The organism is Mesorhizobium sp. GW821-FHT07A06 (assembly GCF_059419085.1).
Genome location: NZ_JBWKRC010000001.1, coordinates 56,201 through 77,799 on the forward strand (window position 1 = coordinate 56,201; position 21,599 = coordinate 77,799).

Annotated in this window: 25 protein-coding genes; 13 read left to right on the forward strand and 12 right to left on the reverse strand. The window is 63.7% G+C overall.

Features of this window, described 5'->3' with window-relative positions; all coding sequences use genetic code 11:
- The first annotated feature begins 4 nt into the window (after positions 1-4).
- Complete coding sequence (locus AC07SZ_RS00280; protein WP_065004950.1) at positions 5-979, forward strand: hypothetical protein; 975 nt, start codon at positions 5-7, stop codon at positions 977-979.
- Between the two features lie 6 nt (positions 980-985).
- Here AC07SZ_RS00280 and AC07SZ_RS00285 read toward each other — a convergent pair whose 3' ends face one another.
- From AC07SZ_RS00285 to AC07SZ_RS00315, 7 genes are all read right to left on the reverse strand, one after another.
- A complete protein-coding gene (locus AC07SZ_RS00285; RefSeq protein ID WP_494912957.1) occupies positions 986-1,405 on the reverse strand; it encodes a GFA family protein in 420 nt (139 codons plus the stop codon).
- A 142-nt stretch (positions 1,406-1,547) separates the two neighbouring features.
- Positions 1,548-2,102, reverse strand: a complete 555-nt coding sequence (moaB, locus tag AC07SZ_RS00290; RefSeq protein ID WP_494912958.1) for a molybdenum cofactor biosynthesis protein B — start codon at positions 2,100-2,102, stop codon at positions 1,548-1,550.
- A gap of 1 nt (position 2,103) precedes the next feature.
- Entirely contained in the window at positions 2,104-2,991 is an 888-nt protein-coding gene (locus AC07SZ_RS00295; RefSeq protein ID WP_065004952.1) for a 4-(cytidine 5'-diphospho)-2-C-methyl-D-erythritol kinase, read from the reverse strand.
- A 26-nt stretch (positions 2,992-3,017) separates the two neighbouring features.
- On the reverse strand, positions 3,018-3,203 hold the full coding sequence (locus AC07SZ_RS00300) for a membrane protein (protein WP_013896713.1): 186 nt from the start codon (positions 3,201-3,203) through the stop codon (positions 3,018-3,020).
- A 140-nt stretch (positions 3,204-3,343) separates the two neighbouring features.
- A complete protein-coding gene (locus tag AC07SZ_RS00305; RefSeq protein ID WP_056564104.1) occupies positions 3,344-4,204 on the reverse strand; it encodes a S49 family peptidase in 861 nt (286 codons plus the stop codon).
- Positions 4,205-4,283: 79 nt separating this feature from the next.
- A complete protein-coding gene (locus AC07SZ_RS00310) occupies positions 4,284-5,099 on the reverse strand; it encodes a tRNA1(Val) (adenine(37)-N6)-methyltransferase (protein ID WP_056564103.1) in 816 nt (271 codons plus the stop codon).
- Positions 5,099-5,323, reverse strand: coding sequence for a putative signal transducing protein (locus AC07SZ_RS00315; protein WP_056564102.1), 225 nt, complete (start codon positions 5,321-5,323; stop codon positions 5,099-5,101). The genes AC07SZ_RS00310 and AC07SZ_RS00315 overlap by 1 nt, the downstream gene beginning before the upstream one ends.
- A gap of 199 nt (positions 5,324-5,522) precedes the next feature.
- On the opposite strand from AC07SZ_RS00315, the gene AC07SZ_RS00320 reads away from it, so the two are divergent.
- From AC07SZ_RS00320 to AC07SZ_RS00345, 6 genes are all read left to right on the forward strand, one after another.
- Entirely contained in the window at positions 5,523-6,539 is a 1,017-nt protein-coding gene (locus AC07SZ_RS00320) for a polyprenyl synthetase family protein (protein WP_065005113.1), read from the forward strand.
- 106 nt (positions 6,540-6,645) lie between these two features.
- Positions 6,646-7,314 carry a GntR family transcriptional regulator gene (locus AC07SZ_RS00325; protein ID WP_065004953.1) on the forward strand — a complete coding sequence of 223 codons (669 nt, stop codon included), beginning with the start codon at positions 6,646-6,648 and terminating at the stop codon, positions 7,312-7,314.
- 106 nt (positions 7,315-7,420) lie between these two features.
- On the forward strand, positions 7,421-8,011 hold the full coding sequence (locus tag AC07SZ_RS00330) for a biotin transporter BioY (protein ID WP_065004954.1): 591 nt from the start codon (positions 7,421-7,423) through the stop codon (positions 8,009-8,011).
- On the forward strand, positions 8,008-8,445 hold the full coding sequence (locus AC07SZ_RS00335) for a DUF1284 domain-containing protein (RefSeq protein WP_494912959.1): 438 nt from the start codon (positions 8,008-8,010) through the stop codon (positions 8,443-8,445). Before AC07SZ_RS00330 ends, AC07SZ_RS00335 begins: the two co-directional genes overlap by 4 nt.
- Before the next feature lie 183 nt (positions 8,446-8,628).
- Positions 8,629-10,404, forward strand: coding sequence for a tetratricopeptide repeat protein (locus AC07SZ_RS00340; RefSeq protein ID WP_056564096.1), 1,776 nt, complete (start codon positions 8,629-8,631; stop codon positions 10,402-10,404).
- 267 nt (positions 10,405-10,671) lie between these two features.
- On the forward strand, positions 10,672-11,616 hold the full coding sequence (locus AC07SZ_RS00345) for a glycine--tRNA ligase subunit alpha (RefSeq protein WP_096455883.1): 945 nt from the start codon (positions 10,672-10,674) through the stop codon (positions 11,614-11,616).
- A 1-nt stretch (position 11,617) separates the two neighbouring features.
- Here AC07SZ_RS00345 and AC07SZ_RS00350 read toward each other — a convergent pair whose 3' ends face one another.
- Positions 11,618-11,794, reverse strand: a complete 177-nt coding sequence (locus tag AC07SZ_RS00350) for a hypothetical protein (RefSeq protein WP_171883324.1) — start codon at positions 11,792-11,794, stop codon at positions 11,618-11,620.
- A gap of 259 nt (positions 11,795-12,053) precedes the next feature.
- Between AC07SZ_RS00350 and AC07SZ_RS00355 the strand changes: the two genes are divergently transcribed.
- The 3 genes from AC07SZ_RS00355 (at position 12,054) to AC07SZ_RS00365 (ending at position 15,070) form a co-directional block, all read left to right on the forward strand.
- Entirely contained in the window at positions 12,054-12,446 is a 393-nt protein-coding gene (locus AC07SZ_RS00355) for an endonuclease domain-containing protein (RefSeq protein ID WP_494912960.1), read from the forward strand.
- Between the two features lie 75 nt (positions 12,447-12,521).
- Positions 12,522-14,678: a glycine--tRNA ligase subunit beta gene (glyS, locus tag AC07SZ_RS00360; protein ID WP_494912961.1), complete on the forward strand. Its 2,157-nt coding sequence runs from the start codon at positions 12,522-12,524 to the stop codon at positions 14,676-14,678.
- Positions 14,679-14,788: 110 nt separating this feature from the next.
- Positions 14,789-15,070 (forward strand): hypothetical protein, encoded by a 282-nt coding sequence (locus tag AC07SZ_RS00365; RefSeq protein WP_056564082.1) that lies wholly within the window; start codon positions 14,789-14,791, stop codon positions 15,068-15,070.
- 78 nt (positions 15,071-15,148) lie between these two features.
- Here AC07SZ_RS00365 and AC07SZ_RS00370 read toward each other — a convergent pair whose 3' ends face one another.
- Complete coding sequence (locus tag AC07SZ_RS00370) at positions 15,149-15,538, reverse strand: hypothetical protein (protein WP_494912962.1); 390 nt, start codon at positions 15,536-15,538, stop codon at positions 15,149-15,151.
- Positions 15,539-15,715: 177 nt separating this feature from the next.
- Positions 15,716-16,156 carry a hypothetical protein gene (locus AC07SZ_RS00375; RefSeq protein ID WP_172374196.1) on the reverse strand — a complete coding sequence of 147 codons (441 nt, stop codon included), beginning with the start codon at positions 16,154-16,156 and terminating at the stop codon, positions 15,716-15,718.
- Between the two features lie 177 nt (positions 16,157-16,333).
- Here AC07SZ_RS00375 and AC07SZ_RS00380 point away from each other — a divergent pair, with 177 nt between their 5' ends.
- From AC07SZ_RS00380 to AC07SZ_RS00390, 3 genes are all read left to right on the forward strand, one after another.
- Positions 16,334-17,308 (forward strand): L-threonylcarbamoyladenylate synthase, encoded by a 975-nt coding sequence (locus tag AC07SZ_RS00380; RefSeq protein ID WP_494912963.1) that lies wholly within the window; start codon positions 16,334-16,336, stop codon positions 17,306-17,308.
- Between the two features lie 9 nt (positions 17,309-17,317).
- The gene (locus AC07SZ_RS00385) at positions 17,318-18,748 is read left to right on the forward strand and encodes an FAD-binding oxidoreductase (RefSeq protein ID WP_494912964.1); all 1,431 of its coding nucleotides are present in this window, start codon (positions 17,318-17,320) and stop codon (positions 18,746-18,748) included.
- A 184-nt stretch (positions 18,749-18,932) separates the two neighbouring features.
- On the forward strand, positions 18,933-19,499 hold the full coding sequence (locus AC07SZ_RS00390; protein WP_056564066.1) for a DUF6101 family protein: 567 nt from the start codon (positions 18,933-18,935) through the stop codon (positions 19,497-19,499).
- A 96-nt stretch (positions 19,500-19,595) separates the two neighbouring features.
- Here the strand turns inward: AC07SZ_RS00390 and ubiA are convergent, their stop codons facing one another.
- Positions 19,596-20,579 carry a 4-hydroxybenzoate octaprenyltransferase gene (gene ubiA / locus AC07SZ_RS00395; protein WP_494913620.1) on the reverse strand — a complete coding sequence of 328 codons (984 nt, stop codon included), beginning with the start codon at positions 20,577-20,579 and terminating at the stop codon, positions 19,596-19,598.
- A gap of 67 nt (positions 20,580-20,646) precedes the next feature.
- Positions 20,647-21,558, reverse strand: a complete 912-nt coding sequence (locus tag AC07SZ_RS00400) for a LysR family transcriptional regulator (RefSeq protein WP_494912965.1) — start codon at positions 21,556-21,558, stop codon at positions 20,647-20,649.
- Between the last annotated feature and the right edge of the window lie 41 nt (positions 21,559-21,599).

Consider the following 21,599-nt stretch of genomic DNA (forward strand, 5'->3'; position numbering starts at 1 on the left):
TCCGATGAACCTTTCAACCTCTGAACAATCCGGCGCCGCCAGCCTTGAGGCCATTGCCCGCAATGGCAGCCTGTTGCGGCGCATCGCCGCGCGCATTCCGACCTATCTCACGGACCTGCGCGAAAACCCTGCCTGGCTGCCGATGTTCATGCTGGCGCGCACCATGCCTGGGCGAAGGATGCATTGGCTGGGTGCAAAACGCGCCCGTCCTGCCGGCAATGTTGGGGATACGATGTTTTCCGGTGTCGAGCGGGCGGCGGTGGTCGACGCGCTGCGCTCCGACGGCCTGTTTTCAGGCCTGGTCCTGCCATCGGAAATTCATGAGGAGATCGCGCGTTTCGCGGAACGCACGCCTTGCTTCGGCAATTTCGACCGCCGTCTCGAATTCATGCCGGGCGAGCATGCGCAAGCCGAGAAACGCCTGGCTCGGTCGCTGCTCAGCGGACACTATTTCGAGCGCATCCTCGACTGCCCGGCGGCACTCGCCATACAGCGCGACCCGCTGCTGCTCGACATTGCCGCGCACTATCTCGGCGGCCAGGCGAAACTGATCACCACACGCGTCTGGTGGAGCTTTCCAACCGGCGAGGCCTCCGACGCCGACAAGAACCTCGCCTCGCTCGGCAAGTATCATTTCGACCTCGACGACTGGCGCATGCTGAAATTCTTCTTCTACCTCAGGCCTGTCGACGCCGACACCGGCCCGCATGTCTATGTCAGGGGCAGCCACAGGCGCCGCGCCATAAAGCATCAGCTGACCCTGTTGGTCGGCCATTCCGCCCAGGAGGTCCTGGACGTCTATGGCGAGCAAAGCCCGGTTACCCTGACCGGAGAGGCCGGCTTCGGCTTCGTCGAGGACCCGTTCGGTTTCCACATGGGCACCGTGCCGGCCCGCACGCCCCGGCTGATGATGGAGGTGGGCTTCGGTGTTTCGCGCCCGTCACGCCGGCGCTTCCATGGAGAGCCGGTCATCCGCTGAGCGCGATCAATCGAAGCTGATCTCGCCCGGCATCCAGCGGAGGCGACGCCTGGCTTCGCGCTGCTCCCTGCTTTCGCCGTCGAAATTGACAGGGAGAGGCTCGCGGCTGAACGCCTTTTGGTCGTCCAGGGCATTGATGATGACGATTGCCTTCGTGTCCTCTCCGGTGATCGCGGCGACATAGACGCCGCAATCTGAGCAGATCAGATAGTCGTCCGTCCTCAACCCGAAGCGGTATCTGCGCAACCGCGCGATATCCCTGACCGAGATGGTCAGCCTGCCGTCCGGATCGGCCACGGCGCGCGAGCCATGCTTGATGCAGAACGAGCATTGGCAGGCGCGGACCTCGATTTGCGATGGATCGCGTTCGGTTGAAAATCGAAGGCCTATGTTGCCGCAATGGCATCCGCCGGTATGCTCGTTCATCGCATCGTCCTCGCCGGGATCGGCTATTGCCGTTCCAGGAAAAGGTACTTTCTCCGGCATCCGCTTTGGAATGGCGTTTCGAAGGCGCCGGCGCCGTTCTGCCTGGCAAACGCGGCGTGAAACCGGGCTTTGCCCTCGGCTTTTACGGAGCCGACTTGCCGCGCCGCAGATGTTCGTCCAGGCGCGGCATGATCTCGACGAAGTTGCACGGCATGTGGCGGTAGTCGAGCTGCGCCTTCAGGATGCCGTCCCAGGCGTCCTTGCAGGCGCCGGGCGAGCCCGGCAGCACGAAGACGAAAGTGGCGTTGACGACGCCGCCGGTCGCCCGGCTCTGGATCGTCGAGGTGCCGATCTTGTCGTAGGAGATGCGGTGGAACACCTCTGAAAAGCCGTCCATGCGCTTTTCGAAGATCGGCTCCAGCGCCTCCGGCGTCACGTCGCGCCCGGTGAAGCCGGTGCCGCCGGTGGTGATGACGACATCGATATTCTTGTCCCGCGACCACGCCAGGACCGTGTCGCGGATCTTGTCGCGGTCATCGGTGACGATGTCGCGGGCGGCCAGGATATGGCCGGCCTCGGTGATGCGATCGGCCAATGTCTGGCCGGATTTGTCGTCGGCAAGGCTGCGCGTGTCGGAAACGGTCAGCACCGCGATGCGAACCGGAATGAAAGAACGGCCCTCGTTAATCCCAGCCATTTCATTCGGCCTCCGATGCGATGCTGCGCGTCGCCGCGACGAACCAGTCGGGCTGGCGGCCGCGTATTTCGGCTGCCGCCCGCTTGGCGACATTGCCGGTCTCGAACAGGCCGAAGCATGTCGCGCCCGATCCGGACATGCGTGAAAACCCCGATCCGGCCTTGTCAAGCCACGACAGCGCCCGGCCTATGGCGGGCTGCAGCGCCACTGCTACCGGTTCGAGATCGTTGCGGGTGACCTCCAGCCAGTTGCGCAGGCTGTGAAAATCGATGCTGCGCGGCAACGGCGCCAGTGGTTCATTGTCGCGGCGCGACAGGGCTGCGAAGATGTCCGCCGTCGAGACCGGCGTGCCCGGATTGACCAGCACCAGTCCAAGCGCCGAAAAATCCGGCACCATCGACAGTTCGTCACCAATGCCGCGCGCCACCAGCGGCTTTGCCGCCAGGCACATCGGGACGTCGGCGCCAAGCGAGAGACCGATCCGTGCCAGCCTGGCGTCGTCGATGGCCAGGTCCCATGTCCGCACCAGTCCGCGCAATACGGCTGCCGCGTCACTCGATCCGCCTCCGACGCCGGAGGCGACCGGCAGGTTCTTTTCGAGTTTTATGGCGACGGGCGGAGTTCGCTCTGAGCCAGCCTCTCGTCGCAGGGCATCGCGCGCCCTCAGCGCGAGATTGCTGGCATCCAGGGGAACTGACGGCGCATAGCGGCCGGACACGGTGAAATCGTCGCTGTCGGCGAGTGCGACTTCGACCCGGTCGCCAAAACGCGTGAACACCGCCAGGCTTTCAATCAGGTGATAGCCGTCAGGCCGCCTGCCGGTGACATGCAGCGCCAGATTGATCTTGGCATGCGCGGGCCAAGTGCGCGAACCGATCTCGGTGTCCACGGCGTCAGTCGTGTGGGGGATGATGCTCAGTCCTTGGCCAGCCGGTATTCGCCGGTCTTCGGATCCTTGACCAGCGTCCCCATTGCGCCGTTGGCCGCCTGCTTTTCAGTCCGCCGCACCTTGGCGGTCACGCGCTCGGCTTCCCGGACGAAAGTGCGGTAGCCGAAATAGGCGGCGACGCCAACGACGGTGAAGAAAATGATCTGCGGCATGTCAAAACTCCTCCCACGCTGGGCCGGCGAAGGCGGCCGGTCGGGTCGGTTGATGCATGTTGCCCAAAACTGCGTTCGGTTTTGGGAAAACGACATGCATTAGACTACAAGCGCTCATGCTAGACGGTTTCGCCCGGTTTTCAAAGCCCGAAGCGAGCCCACAGCGCGCGCTCTTCCGCCGCATCGATGATGCCGCTGGCGGCGGCGCCGGCGATATCGGGCGCCGAAAAGCCCTTGCTCGAGCCGAACAGGCCGAAGCGGCTGAGGAAGCCGCGCGGCGCCGAGACCAGCCTGAGTTGGGTCTTTGCCCCGAACCGGGTCTTCAGCACGGTGCGCATGTCGCCGAGCGCATCGACGAGGCCGAGTTCCAGGCCTTTCTTGCCGGTCCAGAACAGGCCGGTGAACAGGTCCGGATCGTCCTTCAGTCTCGTGCCGCGCCGCTCCTTGACCAGATCGATGAACGTGTCGTGCACCTCCAGCTGCAGTGCCTTCAGCCGCTCGACGTCCTCCTTCTTCTCGGGCTTGAACGGATCGAGCACAGCCTTGTTCTGGCCGGCGGTGTGGACACGGCGCTCGACGCCGATCTTCTTCATCAGTTCAGGAAAACCGAACGAGGCCGAGACCACGCCGATGGAGCCGACGATGGAGGAGGGATCGGCAAAAATCTCGTCACCGGCGACCGCGATCATGTAGCCGCCGGAGGCGGCGACGTCCTCGACGAAGACCAGAACTTGTCTGTTCTTTTCGTTCGCCAGGTCGCGGATGCGCTTGAAGATCAGCCGCGACTGCACCGGCGAACCGCCGGGCGAATTGATCGAGACGGCGACCGCCGGCGCGTCGAAGGAAAAGGCCTTTTCGATGAGGCCGGCGGTGGAGGCCAGCGACAGGTTCTGCCGGAACTGGCCGCCCGACATGATGGTGCCGTGCAGCCGGATGACCGGAATGGTGACGACGGTGGAGCGCCAGGATTTCGGCAGCAGGCGGTTGAAAAGACGTTTCACGAGGACGCGGTCTCCGGTCGATGGGTTGCAGGCATGTAGGGATTTCCCGGCCAACGGCAATGTGGCGGCCAGGAATAGCTCAATCTCCAAACAGCGAGGCGAGACCGTTGGTGATCATTTCGCTGCGTTCGTCGGGGCCATTGCCCGATTGCGCGTGCAGCATCAGGGGCGGACGGATGGCGAGTTTTCCGCGGGTTCCCAGCGCGGCGCGTACGACGATGCGGATCGCCGCCGCGTCGGGGCGAGGGTGCACGGCGAGCATCTCGGCATCGCCGAAACGGCCTGCGATCGCGTCGAGGATGGCGCCGAGCTGTTCGGGCCGCGCGATGACGGCCAACCCGCCGCGCGGCTTGACCACCGCCGCCGCACTTCGGATCCAGCTTTCGAACAGCCCGTCCTCCATGACATGGGCTTCCTTTCTCAGCCGGTCAGGCGTGGCGCGGTCCCGGGCGGGGTTGAAGGGCGGGTTCATGATGACGTAGTCGAAGTCATTGTCGGCCAGACCTGCCGCCGCCCGGGCCTGGCCGGATACCGTGACATCGGCGACGAGCACGGATGCACGATCACTGAGATGGGCATTGCCGGGATGAGCAAGGGTGGCCGCCGCAAAGGCCGCCATTTCCGGCGCGCGTTCGACCAGCACGGCCTGGGCCGCCGGGCATCGCGACAGCACGGCCAGGCCGGCGGCGCCTGCGCCGGCGCCGAAATCGGCGAGGCGTCCGCCAAAGGCGGATGGTACGGACGCCGCCAGCATCATCGCATCCATGCCAGCGCGATGGCCGCCATGCTTGGGCTGCACCAGCCAGAACCGGCCGCGATGGAAGGCGTCGACCGTATGGGCCGGCGTGTCCGGGCCAAGGGTGTCAAGGGCAGGGGCGGCTGGCGCGGCCGGCATTATTTTGTGCGGATCTCGTTGGCGATGCCGGCGTCCGTCAGGATACGCCGCGCGGCATCGACCTGATCGGCGTCGACCATGACGCGTTTCTGCAAAAGGCCGATCGACCCTTCGAGAATGCTCATATTCTGATCGGCGACAAAGCAGGCGATGCCGGCGTCGCGCATCAGCGATTCGACGAAGGAGATGATCACGGCATCGTTTGTGCGGACAAGTTCTATCATCCGATGAAACTCGCAGTTTGCGCTATTGATGTAAACGGGCGGAGATTCCCTGGCCGGGCCTCGCTCCTCCAGCGGTTGACAGGCTGTTACCGGCGCCGCGCCAATTCGCCACTTGCCGTGGCCGTGTCCGCCGCCCTAGAGTCCGTATCGGGACTAAGGGTGCCGTCGCACGCGTTTTACCAAGACGGGAGTGATTGTCGTGGGTGTCGTTCTCAACATCGAAAACGGGAAGCGGGAACCCGCCTCCATCAAGGATCTCATCGATCTGACGGCCACCGATATGGGGCGCGTGAATGAATTGATCCTGTCCAAGGCCGGCTCCGACGTCGAGATGATTCCCGAGGTCGCCAACCATTTGATCTCGTCCGGTGGCAAGCGGCTCAGGCCGATGCTGACGCTCGCCGCCGCGCAGATGTTCGGCTATGCCGGCGAAGGCCACGTCAAGCTCGCCACCTCGGTCGAGTTCATGCACACGGCCACGCTTCTCCACGACGATGTCGTCGACGAGAGCGGCATGCGACGCGGCAAGAAGACCGCCCGCATGATCTGGGGCAACCAGGCGAGCGTGCTGGTCGGCGACTTCCTGCTCGGCCAGGCCTTCCGCATGATGGTCGACGTCGGCTCGCTCGAGGCTCTCGACATCCTGTCGAGTGCTGCCTCGATCATCGCCGAGGGCGAGGTCATGCAGCTTGCCGCCGCCAAGAACCTCGAAACCACCGAGGATGAGCATTTCGCCGTCATCAAGGCCAAGACCGCCGCGCTGTTTTCGGCCGCCGCAGAAGTCGGCCCCGTCATTGCCCAGGCGACCCGCAACGATCGCGCGGCCCTGCGCTCCTACGGCATGAATCTCGGCCTTGCCTTCCAGCTGATCGACGATGCGCTGGATTATGGTGGCACCAGCAAGGATCTGGGCAAGAATGTCGGCGACGATTTCCGCGAGGGCAAGGTGACACTGCCGGTCATTCTCGCCTACCGGCGCGGCACCAAGGCCGAGCGCACCTTCTGGAAACGTGCCATCGAGGACAACATCGTCGACGATGCGGGCCTGGAAAAGGCGATCGGCCTGATGACCCGCCATGGCGCCATAGCCGACACGATCGGGCGAGCCCGCCACTTCGGCGAGATCGCCCGCGATGCGTTGGCGCCGCTGGAAGAAACGCCGCAGAAGTCGGCGCTGATCGACGTCATCGATTTCTGCATCAGCCGGGTGAACTGAGAAGGCCGGCCTTTCCCGGAATTCCTTGGTTTGTGCTGGGGAGAACGCCGATGAATACGGCCTCGCCGTCTCGACAAGCTGCCCTGCCGCAAATTATCTATAAAACATGGCAAAGGGCACGGACGACACCATCGCGGTGCGCATCAGCAAGGCGTTGGCGGACCGCATCATCTCCGGCGCGATAGAGCCGGGGGCCAGGCTGCGCCAGGATCATATCGCCGAGGAATTCCATACCAGCCATGTTCCCGTGCGCGAGGCGTTCCGCCGTCTCGAGGCACAAGGCCTGGCCGTCAGCGAACCGCGCCGCGGCGTGCGCGTCGCCGCCTTCGATCTTGGCGAGGTCAAGGAGGTCGCCGAAATGCGGGCGGCACTCGAGGTGCTGGCACTGCGCCACGCCGCGCCGCACCTGACGTCAGCCATTCTCGATCTCGCCGAGGAAGCGACCAAGGCCGGAGACAAATCCCGCGACGTCAGGTCATGGGAGGAAGCCAATCGCGCCTTTCACCGGCTGATCCTGGCGCCATGTGCCATGCCCCGCCTGCTCGCCACCATCGACGATCTGCACGCCGCCAGTGCCCGCTTCCTGTTCGCGGCATGGCGATCGGAATGGGAGACGCGCACCGATCAGGACCACCGGGCAATCCTGACCGCCTTGCGGCAGGGAAACACCGAATCGGCCGCTGCAACGCTGGGGCGCCATGTCCAATGGATCGGCCGCAAGCCGGTCAGGACGGCCTCGGGCGCGACGCGCGAAGCCTTCGCGATCGTCGGCTAGGCAGTCTTTGCACAGCCAGGGCTTGCTATCTCCTGGGAAATGTGGATTCGATAATAGATCGAAAAAAGAAATTATCTATAATTTCAATCGGTCGAAGGAAATCCCTATGACAGACATCGCATTCACGTCCCGCAAGCCGTCCTTCAGCCCGCTTCGGCTCCAGGATCGCTCGCTCGCCTGGCAAGTTGGAGCCGTCGTGCTCGGGACGCTGTTCCTGGCGCTGTCATCCTACATCGAAGTGCCGATGGTGCCGGTGCCGGTGACCATGCAGACTTTCGCGGTGACATTGATCGGTGCGCTTTATGGCTGGCGTCTTGGCGCGATCACCATCGCTGCGTGGCTTGTCGAAGGCGCGGCCGGCTTTCCGGTCCTGGCCGGCGGCGCTGCCGGCGCCGCGCATTTCGTCGGGCCGACCGGCGGCTATCTCTTCGCCTTCCCGGTCACCGGCGCGTTGGTCGGCTGGCTGGCCGAGCGCGGCTGGAACGGCAACAGGGTGGTGCTTGCCTTTGCCGCCATGCTGCTCGGCAATCTGGCCTGCCTGGCTCTCGGCACGGCATGGCTTGCCGTCATGATCGGTGCCGAGCAGGCCATAACCTTCGGCTTCCTGCCGTTCATCGTCGGCGGATTGCTGAAGTCGGCGCTCGGCGCGGCGACACTCATGGCGCTTCGCGGCAAGGCCAAGCCGGCCAATCCGTGACGGTCAGGCTGCGCGCCCACCACCTCCTTTGCCTGCTCACCTATGTGGGCAAGGGATACAGCCCCGCCTTCACCGCCAATTATGACGCGATCGCGGAGCGCCTGAGCCGGGGCGAGGACATCCTCCTCGTCTCCGGTCCGGATGATGTGTGCGCGCCGTTGCTCGACGGGCCGGAACCGCATTGTCTCAACGAGAGCGTCAGCGAGCGGGACCGGCTAGCGGCACGCGATGTCGAGGATTTGCTGGCCCTGCCAATCCAACCCGGCGTCCGCCTCGATCTCGATGCGGCAACACTGGCACGGATGCGCCGGGCGTTTTCCGCTGGCGGCGTACGAAAGGTTTGCTGCGGCTGCGAATGGAACGAGTTGTGCGGAGCGATAGCGGCCGGCGGCTTTCCCGATACCAGGGTGCAGCGGTCCGCCGTACCGCGCTGACCTTGACGCGGGCTTTTCCCCGGTCGAAAATCTGTTCCAGCCATGGTTTGTTAATCGGCTGACCCGATTGTGAATTTCAGGCGGATTGAAGCGCGACCCCAAAAAGGCCATGCTTTGCCCGGAAAGATCGAGTCTACGTCGATCCCGCTGACGCGGAGATGGCGCCTGGCTGAAAGGGATACGATGCAGCAAGGACGTGCGCGCTGGCTGACAAGGCTGGCAATTGTGACGGGCATGGCGATCTCGGCTTTGCCTGCCTATGCCAAGCAATCCACCGAACCGGTCAAGATTTCCTCGTTCTCGGGTGCCTATCTGGCTGCCCGGATCGCCGAAGGTGACAACGATCTCGACAGCGCCATCGCCTACTACAAGCAGGCCCTGGCCTTTGACCCGAGCGACACCGGCCTGCAACAGAGCCTGATGCTGTCGCTGATCGCGCAAGGCCGCTTCGACGAATCCCTGGTCTATGCCGACAAGCTCAAGGAAGTGCCCGATGTGGAGCGATTCTCGCGCCTGGCGCTGGCTGTCGATTCCTTCCACAAGAAGGATTTCACCAAGGCGCAGTATTGGCTCAAGCTGTCGCTGGAATCCGACCTCGACCGGCTGATCTCCGGCGTCATGTCCGGTTGGGCCCAACAGGGCGCCGGCCAGGCCAGCGATGCAATGGCCTCCATCGACAAGCTTCAGGGCCCCGACTGGTTCGGCCTGTTCAAGGCCTTCCACCGCGCGCTGATCGCCGATGCCTCCAACATGCCCGAGAAGGCCCAGGCGATCTACGCCGCGACGATGCAGGACACGGCCGCCGGCGGCGCCGCGCCTGAAACCTGGATGCGCAATGCCCAGGCCTATGCCTCGTTCCTGGCCCGCAAGGGCGACAAGGCCAAGGCGATATCGGTGCTGGATCAGGCTGAAACGTTTTCGCCGGGCAAGCTCGAAATCGTCTCCTTGCGCGACAGGATCGCCAAGGGCGACAAGATCGCGCCGTTTGTCTCGGGTCCGTCCGATGGCGCTTCCGAAATCCTGCTCGATCTCGCCACCGCGCTCAACCGTGGCGGTGGCGAGCCGTTCGTCCGTCTTTACCTGCAATACGCCCTGGCTCTGCGGCCCGACAGCGACGCTGCCCTCGTGCAACTCGCCGCCGTCGCCGAACAGCTGAAGGACGGCGAGGGCGCCATCGCGCTCTATCGGCGCATCCCTGATTCTTCGCCGCTGAAAGAGCTTTCGGACTTGCAGCTTGGCCTCAACCTTGCCGATCTCGATCGCCATGACGAGGCGATCACTCACCTGAAGGCTTTCGTCGACGCCCATCCCAACGACATGCGCGCCTATCTGGCGCTCGGCGGCGTCTATTCCTCCAAGGACGATTTCCGCTCCGCCGCCAACCTCTACGACAAGGCTGTCGAGGTGCTGAAGACGCCGACCGCGGCCAACTGGAACATCTTCTACCAGCGCGGCATCGCCTATGAGCGCCTGAAGGAATGGCCAAAGGCCGAGCCGAATTTCCGCAAGGCGCTGGAATTGCAGCCGGACCAGCCCCAGGTGCTGAACTATCTCGGCTATTCCTGGGTCGACATGAACACCAACCTCAAGGAAGGCCTGGCGATGATCCAGAAGGCCGTCGACCTCAGGCCGAGCGACGGTTACATCGTGGATTCGCTGGGTTGGGCCTATTTCCGGCTCGGCAGGTTTGATGACGCGGTGCGCGAGATGGAGCGTGCCGTATCGCTGAAGCCGGAGGATCCGGTTCTCAACGATCATCTCGGCGATGCCTACTGGCGCGTAGGGCGCAAGCTGGAAGCCACCTTCCAATGGAACCAGGCCCGCGACCTGAAGCCCGATCCCGATGTGCTGGCCACGCTGCAGCAGAAGCTGATGAAGGGCCTGCCGCCGATCGAATCCAACACGGCGCAGGAAACACCGAAGGTCAAGCCCGAGCCGGTGCCCGCCCCGAAGGGGTGAAGTCGGCTTTTTGAATGCGAACGGGGCTTCTTTGGCAGCCCCGTTTTCCATTTCGGGCGTGGGCTTGCCAGAATTCAGCTCGGGCCGGCATCACCTGAATATCAGCTGACCCTGGAACAGGGGACGAAGCAGATCGCAGTCTTCCGGCAAACCTTCAACGTTGCGCGGCACCCTCTCGGCGTCCGCATCCGGCGTGCCTTGCTTGACGCTTCGCCGTCGTGTCTCTAGGACGTGCCGGCAAGCTAGCCTTTGCTGTCGAGGCCACCCGTGACGATTGAAATTCCCGCCCATATGCATCCCAGCCGCTCGTTCCAGGGGCTGATCCTGACCTTGCACAATTACTGGGCCGCCTATGGTTGCGTCATTCTCCAGCCCTACGACATGGAGGTCGGCGCCGGCACGTTTCATCCGGCAACGACGCTGCGCGCGCTCGGACCGCGTCGTTGGAACGCCGCCTATGTCCAGCCTTCGCGCCGTCCCAAGGATGGCCGCTACGGCGAGAACCCGAACCGGCTGCAGCATTACTACCAATACCAGGTGATCCTGAAGCCGAATCCGCCGAACTTGCAGGAACTCTATCTCGGTTCGCTCCAGGCGATCGGCGTCGACCCGCTGCTGCATGACATCCGCTTTGTCGAGGACGACTGGGAAAGCCCGACGCTGGGCGCCTGGGGTCTTGGCTGGGAATGCTGGTGCGATGGCATGGAAGTCTCGCAATTTACCTATTTCCAGCAGGTTTGCGGCATCGAATGCGCGCCGGTGGCCGGCGAACTGACCTATGGGCTGGAGCGGCTGGCCATGTATGTGCAGGGCGTCGACAATGTCTACGACCTCAACTTCAACGGCCGCGAGGGCGCCGACAAGGTGACCTATGGCGACGTGTTCCTGCAGGCCGAGCAGGAATATTCGCGCCACAATTTCGAATACGCCAACACGGCGATGCTGCTCAGGCATTTCGAGGACGCCGAGGCCGAGTGCAAGGCGCTGCTCGAGGCCGGTGCGCCGGCATCGAACGACAATCTGCCGATGCACAAGATGGTCTTCCCGGCCTACGACCAGTGCATCAAGGCCAGCCACGTCTTCAACCTGCTCGACGCGCGCGGCGTGATCTCGGTCACCGAGCGGCAGAGCTACATCCTGCGGGTGCGCAATCTGGCGAAGGCCTGCGGTGAGGCGTTCTTGAAGACGCAGGCTGGTGGTTTGGCGGCCTGAGTCAGGCCCCCTTCATCATTTCGAGGGAAGCGTGGGCCGGCGACAGGATCTGGCCGCTTTGTCCGGCCATCGTCCGCAGCGCCTGCCGCACGCCCGGCATCGAGAAGGTGCCGTGGACCTGCGCGGTGAAGCAGGCGCTGAGCGCGAGGATCTGCAGAAGTCTGGATGCCGTTTTCATCGTCGTTCAGCCAATAGTTCCCTGCCTGAGCGTGGGTCGCTTCAGCGCTGCGTTCGGTTCATGGAAATCTTTGATCCAAGGACGGGCCGGATCGCCGCGTCCCGACAGGGCAGCCAAAGTTTCTGGAAATCAGCCGAAGTCGGCGATCACCTCGCGGAAAGGGTGACAGCGGCCAGCCGAGTTGCTATGCCCTCTTACCTCCCCCTAGATGGGGGAGGTCGCCGCGAAGCGGCGGGTGGGGGTGCTGGCGCGACTTTCCATGCCGAAACTCGATCGGTTCAAGCTCTTGTCCGCGCAACGGCTTCGTGCGGCAATGACCGACGAGGAGCGCATCTTGTGGCGGCATCTATGGCGCATTCCAGTCGAAGGCACTCATTTCCGCAGGCGAGCGTCGGTCGGTATCTACTTCCCTGATTTCATCTCACATCGGCTGAAGTTGATCGTCGAGGTGGACGGCGCCCATCACAGCCTCGATGACCAGCAACGCCATGACGAGCGTCGAACAAGATGGTTTGAGAGCCAGGGTTATCGCGTGATCCGCTTCTGGAACCATGAAATCAAAAACGAACTGGATTCCGTGCTCGATACGATTTATGCGGCGGTGGAAGAACGAAAATCCCACCTTGGCCCGCGAGACGCCGAAGGCGCTTGAGACCGAGACGCCGCCACCCCACCCCGGCGCTAACGCGCCGACCCTCCCCATCAAGGGGAGGGTGAGGAGCTAACCATGCCAGACCTGCTTCTAGAACTCCGCTCGGAAGAGATCCCCGCCCGTATGCAGCGCAAGGCGGCTGGTGATCTCAGGAAGATGCTGACCGACGGTCTGGTCGAGGCGGGGCTGACCTATGAGGCGGCCCGCGAGTACTGGACGCCGCGGCGTCTGGCGCTCGACATCAGGGGCCTGACGGCGCGCTCGAAGGATATAAGTGAAGAGATCAAGGGGCCGTCGACGACGGCGCCCGAGCAGGCGGTCCAGGGGTTCCTGCGCAAGGCCGGCCTGTCTTCCATCGCCGAGGCACATGTCCACTCCGATCCGAAGAAGGGCGACTTCTATGTCGCTCACATTTCGAAGCCGGGCAGGGCGGCTGAAGAGATCATCGCCGAACTGGTGCCTGGCATCATCCGCAATTTCCCCTGGCCGAAATCGATGCGTTGGGGGCCGGCCTCGGCCAAGCCCGGCTCGCTGCGCTGGGTGCGGCCGCTGCAATCGATCCTGTGCACCTTCGGCCCGGAGACCGAGGAGCCTGTCGTGGTCGATTTCGAGATCGACGGCATCCGCTCCGGCAACACCACCTATGGCCACCGCTTCCTGGCGCCCGGCGAAATCACCGTGCGTCGCTTCGACGATTATGTGAGCAAGCTGGAGGCCGCGAAGGTCGTGCTCGATGCCGACCGGCGCAAGGAGATCATCCTCGCCGACGCCCGCAACCTCGCCTTTGCCAACGGGCTCGACCTGGTCGAGGACGATGGGCTGTTGGAGGAAGTGTCCGGGCTGGTCGAATGGCCTGTCGTGCTGATGGGTGAGTTTGAGGAGGCATTTCTCGCCATTCCGGCCGAGGTGATCCAGTTGACCATCCGCGCCAACCAGAAGTGCTTTGTCACGCGCCCGCAAGGTGAAGGCGAAACGCTGTCCAACCGCTTCATCCTCACTTCCAACATCGAGGCCAGGGACGGCGGCAAGGAGATTGCCCACGGCAACGGCAAGGTGGTGCGCGCGCGCCTCTCCGACGCGCTCTATTTCTGGACGACCGACCAAGGCGATCTGCCGGACCTCGGCCAGCTCGAAGCGTCGGCAAAAAAGTTTGGGCTCGATCTGAAGAAGCCGCTCGACCAGCGCATGGCCCGCCTCGACCATCTCGGCGTCACCTTCCACGCCAAGCTCGGCACGCAAGGCGAGCGGGTGGAGCGGATCAGGCGATTGGCGGAGGAGTTGGCGCCGAACGTTGGCGCTGAGCCGGCGCTCGCCGCCCGCGCCGCGGTTCTCGCCAAGGCTGATCTCACCACCGAGGTGGTTGGCGAGTTCCCCGAACTGCAGGGCGCCATGGGCCGCAAATACGCGCTGCTGCAGGGCGAACACCCCTCCGCGGCCGCGGCCATCGAGGAACACTACAAGCCGCAGGGCCCGTCCGATTATGTGCCGAGCGACCCGGTGTCGGTCGCCGTCGCGCTCGCCGACAAGCTCGATACGCTGGTGGGCTTCTGGGCGGTCGATGAAAAGCCGACGGGGTCAAAGGATCCTTATGCGTTGCGTCGCGCAGCGCTGGGCGTTGTGAGGATTTTGGTCGAGAATCGAATTCAATTGCGGCTCACTTCCCTTTTTGCAAAGGCTGGTGCCCGGTATGCGGGGGGCGGCGTGGAGCAGATACGAGACCTCCTGGCCTTCTTCCACGACCGCCTGAAAGTCTACCTCCGCGATCAGGGCGCCCGGCACGATCTCATCGACGCCGTCATCACCCCGCAGTCCGACGACCTCCTGCAGATCGTGCGCCGCGTCGAGGCGCTCGGCTCTTTCCTCGACACCGAGGACGGCAAGAACTTGCTCGCCGGCACCAAGCGCGCGGCCAACATCCTGGCTGCCGAAGAGAAGAAGAAAACGGCGGTCGCCGAAGCCGTTGAGCCGGCTCTGTTCAAGGAGAATGCCGAGAAATCGCTGTTCGCGGCGGTGAATCAGGCCGAGAAGCAAGCCGGCGAAGCGATTCAAAACGAAGACTTTTCCGCCGCCATGCTGGCGCTTAGCGCGTTACGCGAACCCGTTGATTCATTCTTTGAAGGCGTTCTCGTGAATGATGAAGACCTGGCGGTGCGGGCCAACCGTCTTGCGCTTCTCACGCGCATCCGCGCGGCCACGGGGCAGGTCGCTGATTTCTCGAAAATCGCCGGTTGAGCGCCCAGGAAAAATATCTTCCGGCCGGCCGTTCGAGCCGGCTTACAGTCATATGACGATGATCTCTGCGTGGCAAAAGGGACATGTTCCCCAACCCAACGGAGGCTTCCATGAATTCCGATCACGAAATCGAAGTGACTGAAGAAACCTCGGCCGGCGCCGAGGCGCTTGAATCCGCTTCCGAAACCGCCATCGATCACGCCGCCGCCGCCGCGGTCGAAGCCGCCGATCTGTCGGATGACGACGATGCCGATGACGAAGAAGGCGACGATGAAGACGGCGAAGAGTCCGACGAAGACGACGATGAAGCCGTGAAGGCCGAAGGCGACGACGCCGAGGACGAAGAAGACGCCGAGTCCGACGAAGACGACGACAAGGAAGAAGCGGCCTGAGATTTCAATCCGGTTTTGTGGGAAGAAGGGGCGGCGCATCGGCGCCGCCCTTTTTGTCGGTCGTCCCGAACTGACTTGTCAGTTCTCCAGGACGCTGACCCGCACGCTGTTTTCGTAGACATCGACCTGGATCAGCGGTTCGCCGTTGACGATGGCGCGCTTGGTCGAGGAACTCATCGCGCCGGGACGTTCCAGCATGCGCTGCAGATCGGCGCGCTGGTCGTTGGTCCCGAACCAGGCATCACCCTCATCGTCGCGGTCGCGGCGATGGAATTTGTGCCAGTTGGCGCGGTCCTGCCGCACCATCTGCGCGGCGCTGTCCAGCGCATAGCCGTCGCTCGCCTGGTGATCCCGATCGGAAATACGCGCCACATAGGATCCCAGCATGTCATCGGCTTGCGCCGCGCTGGCACCCAGCATCGATGCCAGCAAAAGCGCGGCCACGGTAACTGTCTTGGATAGTCTCATGATCAACCCCCTTTGAACGACGAAGTCGTCTGCCAGAGCCGCCCCTTGGCCTGAATCGCTTGACCAAATCCAGGCGGCTTCGAGCGGTCAGATACGTCAAGGCGAACTCGCGCGGCAATGGTGCGCAGGGCGCCGTCAAGCTGTCAACGATCTGGCCAGTCCAGCAATTTGTGGCCGCTACTTGACCTTGTTGGCCCCGGGAGCGGGCGTTGGTATGGCTGCCCGTGCGGTCGGCTTCTTCTGCGTGCCCGACGCCGGAACCGCCGAGGCGGTCGCCTGGGCTGGAGCAGGAGCGGGGGTGGCGGTCGTGGCAGGTGCCTTGACTAGCGTCGGTTTCGAGAAGTCGCCGCCGGCCACGCCGCCACGAATGATCATCGGGCCCTGTATGAAACCGTGCCGTGGCTCGGGCGCGTTGGGGATCGCCGCCACCTTTTCATCAGTAACCTCGGGTTCGCCGAGCTCGACGACGGACAGCACGTCGCTTGCTCGGATGCCGTCCGCCTTCACGACAAGGATGGAGGGCGTCGCGGCCGGCGCGCCGGGAAAGACAAGTGACGAGGCCTGAACTCCGCCGCTCAACGCCGCCAGAGTGATCCCCAACAGGATACGCACAGACACGATGACCACTCCCCTTTGCCCAGGCCCTGACGGTAGCGGACCGGAATTGATGCCTGCTTTCGCGAAAACGTAGCATTTTAGGAATTGATAATTCGCCAAGACCCTCTCTTGCCCAACAGCCGGCTTGCCCAATAGCCGCCATCGTACTACGCAGCCGGCATCTGCGAGGTGACGAGAGTGGCTGAGATACTTGCCGTCGACGAAGCGTTGGAGCGGGCGCTGGCTCTGCTTCAGGGCGGCGATGTCGTGGCCATCCCGACGGAGACCGTCTACGGGCTTGCCGCCGATGCCACTAACGGCATCGGCGTGGCGCGCATCTTCGAGGCCAAGGGGCGGCCGCGTTTCAATCCGCTGATCGCCCATGTCGCCGACATGGCGATGGCCGAGCGCATCGCAATATTCGATCCGCTGTCGAGGAAACTGGCGCAGTCGTTCTGGCCGGGTCCGCTGACGCTGGTGCTGCCGCAGCGGCCCGGAAACGGCATCCATCCGCTAGTCACGGCCGGGCTCGATACGATTGCCTTGCGCATGCCGAGGGGCTTTGGCGGTGACCTCATCGCAAGACTTGGCCGGCCACTTGCCGCGCCCAGCGCCAACTCATCCGGCAAGATCAGCGCGACGACCGCACAAGCAGTGGCGGCGGATCTCGGGACGCGCATCAAGCTGGTGGTCGATGCCGGCGCGACGCCGGTCGGGCTGGAATCGACCATCGTCAAGGCCGAAGGGGCAGGAGTGCGCTTGCTTCGGCCAGGGGGCGTCTCCGCCGAGGAAATCGAAGCGGCCATTGGCGTGAAACTGTTTCGTGGCGGTGCCGCCGGCATCGAGGCGCCGGGCATGCTTGCCTCGCACTACGCGCCGGGGGCAGGGGTGCGGCTCAACGCCGGAACGGTAGGCAAAGACGAAGCCCTGCTCGGCTTCGGGCGCCAGCGGGCCGAAGGCTGGCGTGATGCCGCAGCGTTCCTCAATTTGTCTGAAACCGGTGACCTGCGCGAAGCGGCAGGCAATCTTTTCGCCTATATGCAGGAACTCGACCGCAGCGGCGCGCGCACCATCGCCGTCGAGACGATCCCATTCGACGGGCTTGGCGAGGCCATCAACGACCGGCTCTCGCGTGCCGCCGCCCCTCGTGACAATGTACAGCCCGCACCGTAGTTTTCCCACATGACCGACATTTCGCAAAAACTCGATCCCGCTCTCATCGATCGCTTCGCCGCCATCGTTGGCGAAAAATACGCGCTGCGCGACGAGCAGGATATCGCGCCCTATCTCATCGAGCGGCGCGGGCTCTGGCATGGCGCGACATCGCTGGTGCTGCGGCCGGGCAGTGTCGACGAGGTCAGCAGGATCATGCGGCTTGCGACCGAGACGGGAACGCCGGTCGTGCCGCAAAGCGGCAACACCGGCCTGGTCGGCGCCCAGGTGCCGGACAGATCCGGCCGCGAGATCATCCTGTCGCTGTCGCGGCTGAACCGCATCCGCGAGATCGATGTCCTGTCCAATACGGTCACGGCGGAGGCCGGCGTCATCCTGCAGACGCTGCAGGAGGCGGCCGACGCCGCCGACCGGCTGTTTCCGCTCTCGCTGGCCGCGCAAGGCTCCTGCCAGATCGGCGGCAACCTGTCTTCCAATGCCGGCGGCACCGGCGTGCTTGCCTACGGCAACGCGCGCGAACTGTGCCTCGGGGTCGAAGTGGTGCTGCCCACGGGCGAGGTGTTCGACGATTTGCGCAAGCTGAAGAAGGACAACACCGGCTACGATTTGAAGAACCTGTTCGTCGGCGCTGAAGGCACGCTTGGCATCATCACCGCCGCAGTGCTCAAACTGTTCCCCAAGCCGAAAGGGCGCGAGGTCGCATTCGTTGGGCTGTCGTCGCCCGAGGCGGCACTGGCGCTGTTCAGCCTGGCGATGGACCGCGCCGGCGCTTCGCTCACCGCCTTCGAACTGATCGGCAAGAGACCTTACGATTTCACCCTCAGGCATGGTCAAGGTGTCGTGAGGCCGTTGGCCGAAGATTGGCCCTGGTATGTCTTGATGCAGGTTTCCTCAGGCCGCTCGGATGCCGACGGCCGGGCTCTGATCGAGGAGGTGCTGGCGGATGGTCTCGAGCAAGGCATCGTTGGCGATGCCGTGGTCGCGGCAAGCCTTGCCCAGGGCGACGCTTTCTGGAATTTTCGCGAGACGCTCCCAGAATGCCAGAAGCCGGAAGGCGCTTCGATCAAGCACGACATTTCGGTGCCGATAGCATCGATCCCCCGGTTCATCGAACAGGCGGCCGGCGCGGTGGCATCGGTCAGCGCCGGTGCCCGCGTGGTCTGCTTCGGCCATATGGGCGACGGCAACCTCCATTATAACATCTCGAGGCCGCTCGAGGGCGACGACGAGGCGTTTCTCGCCCTTTATCATTCCATGAACAAGGCCGTGCATGATGTCGTGCGGTCCTTCCACGGTTCGATCTCCGCCGAGCACGGCATCGGCCAGTTGAAGCGCGACGAACTGCTCGCCACCGCGCCGCCGATGGCCATCGATCTGATGCGCCGGGTGAAGGCTGCCTTCGATCCTGCCGGCATCATGAATCCCGGTAAGGTTATCTGATCCTTTCAACAGCTTGTGCCCGGTGGCATTCCGATAACCATCCCTGAGATCAGCAAAATTTAACCGACTTTCTTAAGCGCGGCGGTAAGGAGCCCACGCTACTGTTTCCCCATAACGAGGCCGGGAAAACTGGCCCGGAGAGAACCGGACACCGGCTCTCAGGAGACAGACAGGAAGGCACTCTATGAACACTGGACTGAAGCCAGTCTGGGCGGGACGCAACATGCGCCTCGACCCATTCCGCCTGCCGCAGGTGGTTAGCTACGCCACACGCGACGACTATGGCGACGTGACCTTCACCATTGACCAGCGCGGCGCTGTGATCCGTCGCATGCTTGAGATGAGCGGCGTGCCGGCGATCATCGCACTGCCCGCCAATGCGTTCCGCGGCGTTGCCGCCCGCGCGATGGAGGATCCGGACGGCAACGTCACGGTTACCCTCGAACTCCTTCACAACGACCCCATGCTGTCGGTGCCTCTGCTGGTGGCCGACGACCTCGATGACGTCGCCGCCGACTGGCGCGCCTGGGCCGATGCCTACCGCCTGCCGATGCTCCTGATCGAATCGGACGGCGTTGCCCGCACGCTGGAAGAATCGCTCGGCGCCGCCATCAAGACGCTGCCGCCGCAGGATCGCCGCAAGGGCCGCATTTCGACCACGCGCCGCCCGCGCTTCCTCGCCCGCCGCAGGGCCGGCAACCTTGGTCTCAGGCTGGTCATCGGCGGCCAGGAGATCATTTCAAGGGATTGAGAAGCGGTTCGCGCAACGAACGAAAAGCCAATTGCTTGGCTTTTCGAGCTTCGAACGCCCTGAGCCTGCGAAGGGCTGGGGCGCGGAAAAAAGTCACTACACCAGCGGCTTCAGTGCGACCCACAATGCGCCGCCGATCAGGCCGAGGAAGATCAGCCAGCCGACCTGGTTGTTCGACCGGAACAGCCGCAGGCATTGGTCCGGATCGTTGATATCCAGAACCGTGATCTGGCGGGCCATGTGGGCGCCGGCGGCGATCAATCCGGCGAGCGCCACCACCGGCGCCTGCGCCGAGGCGAAGGCGATGGCGAAACAGACCAGCGTACCGCCATAAAGCCCGGCCAGCCACGCCTTGGTGTTGTCGCCGAACAGCCGTGCCGTCGAACGCACGCCGACAATGGCGTCGTCTTCCTTGTCCTGATGCGCATAGATCGTGTCGTAGCCGATCACCCACAGGATCGAGCCGATATAGAGCATGATGGCGGGGCCATCGAGATCGCCGAACTCGACCGCCCATCCCATCAGTGCACCCCAGGAAAAGGCAAGGCCTAGGAACAGTTGCGGCCAGTTGGTTATCCGCTTCATGAATGGATAGATGGCCACGATCGCCAGTGAGCAGACGCCGAGCAGAATGGCGAAGCTGTTGAACTGAAGGAGCACGGCAAGGCCGACCAGGGCCTGCAGCACAAGGAACAGCCAGGCCCGCCGCCGCGTGGTCTGGCCGGACGGCAGCGGGCGCGAGCGGGTGCGCTCGACCTGGTTGTCTATGCCTTCGTCGACGATGTCGTTGTAGGTGCAGCCGGCGCCGCGCATGGCGATGGCGCCGACCAGGAACAGCATGAGATACCATGGCGCCGGCAGCAGCGAGAGCAGCGGGTCGCCGGGGCGCGGATAGGCGCTCGCCGCGAGCGCCGCCGACCACCAGCACGGCCACAGAAGCAATTGCCAGCCGATCGGCCTGTCCCATCGCGCAAGTTGCGCATAGGGCCAAACCGCGCGCGGCAGCACGCGGTAGACCCAATGGCCGTTCGGCGCATCGGCGACACGGCCCTGGGCCGCTTTCGATTGGATAGGTTCCATGTCCATGGAGTGGCAGCAGGCGCGGAACCCGTCAAGCGGCAAGCGGACGAGGGGCGACTGTCACCCGTCATGAGGTAAAGATATCGCGGGTCGAAGACCAGGATTTTGCCGCCTCGACGAACGCGAGTGCCGCGTTCGACACGCGCTGATGCGTGTCATAGGTGAGAATGATCCGCTGCATCGGCAGCGGGTCCGACAGCGGCTTGCAGATCAGGGGCAGGCCGTCGTAGCTGCGGTCACCATGCGGCCGGGTGTAGCTGACGGCGACACCAAAACCGTTCGCCACCATGCTGCGCTGGAGTTCGAACGAACTCGTCGCCTTGTCGGCCACTGGCGAGAGACCACGGCTGCGGAACAGATCGAGCATATGCTGCCAGCTCTGCGGCTGGTTCGTGGTGATCAGCGGATAGGCGGCCAGATCCGCGAGGCTCACTTCGGGGCGACCCGCTAGAGCATGGCCCGCCGGCAACAGCGCGTGCGGTCGCAGTTCGTGCAGCAGGATGCGGGCGAAATGCGTGGGCAGACCGAGATCGTAGCTGAGCCCGAGATCGATGGCTGCGTCCGCCAGGCGTCGTCCGAGCGTCTCGAATGTCTCGTCGCGAACGATGACGTCGACACTTGGATGGCGCTCGGAGAAAGCGCGGATGAGACCCGGCGCGAAATAAGGCGCCAGATCCTCGAAACATCCAAGCACCAGCTCGCCGCCGATAACTGAATTGCCCGAACCGAGACTCACGAGTTCATCGGTCTCAGCAAGAACCTGTTTTGCCTTCGCCACGACGACACGGCCGAACGAGGTCAGCGAAACGCCGCTTCCGCGCTGGCGCACGAACAGTTTTTGGCCGAAATCCTTTTCGATGGCGTCGATAGCCACCGAAATCGACGGCTGCGAGATATTCAGAGTTCTGGCCGCTCCGGTGACGCTGCCGTGGCGGGCGACAGCGACCAGATAACGCAACTGGGTGAGGGTGAGGTTCATAGTTTCAGTCTATATGTCAGATGAGAAGTTATTATTTTACT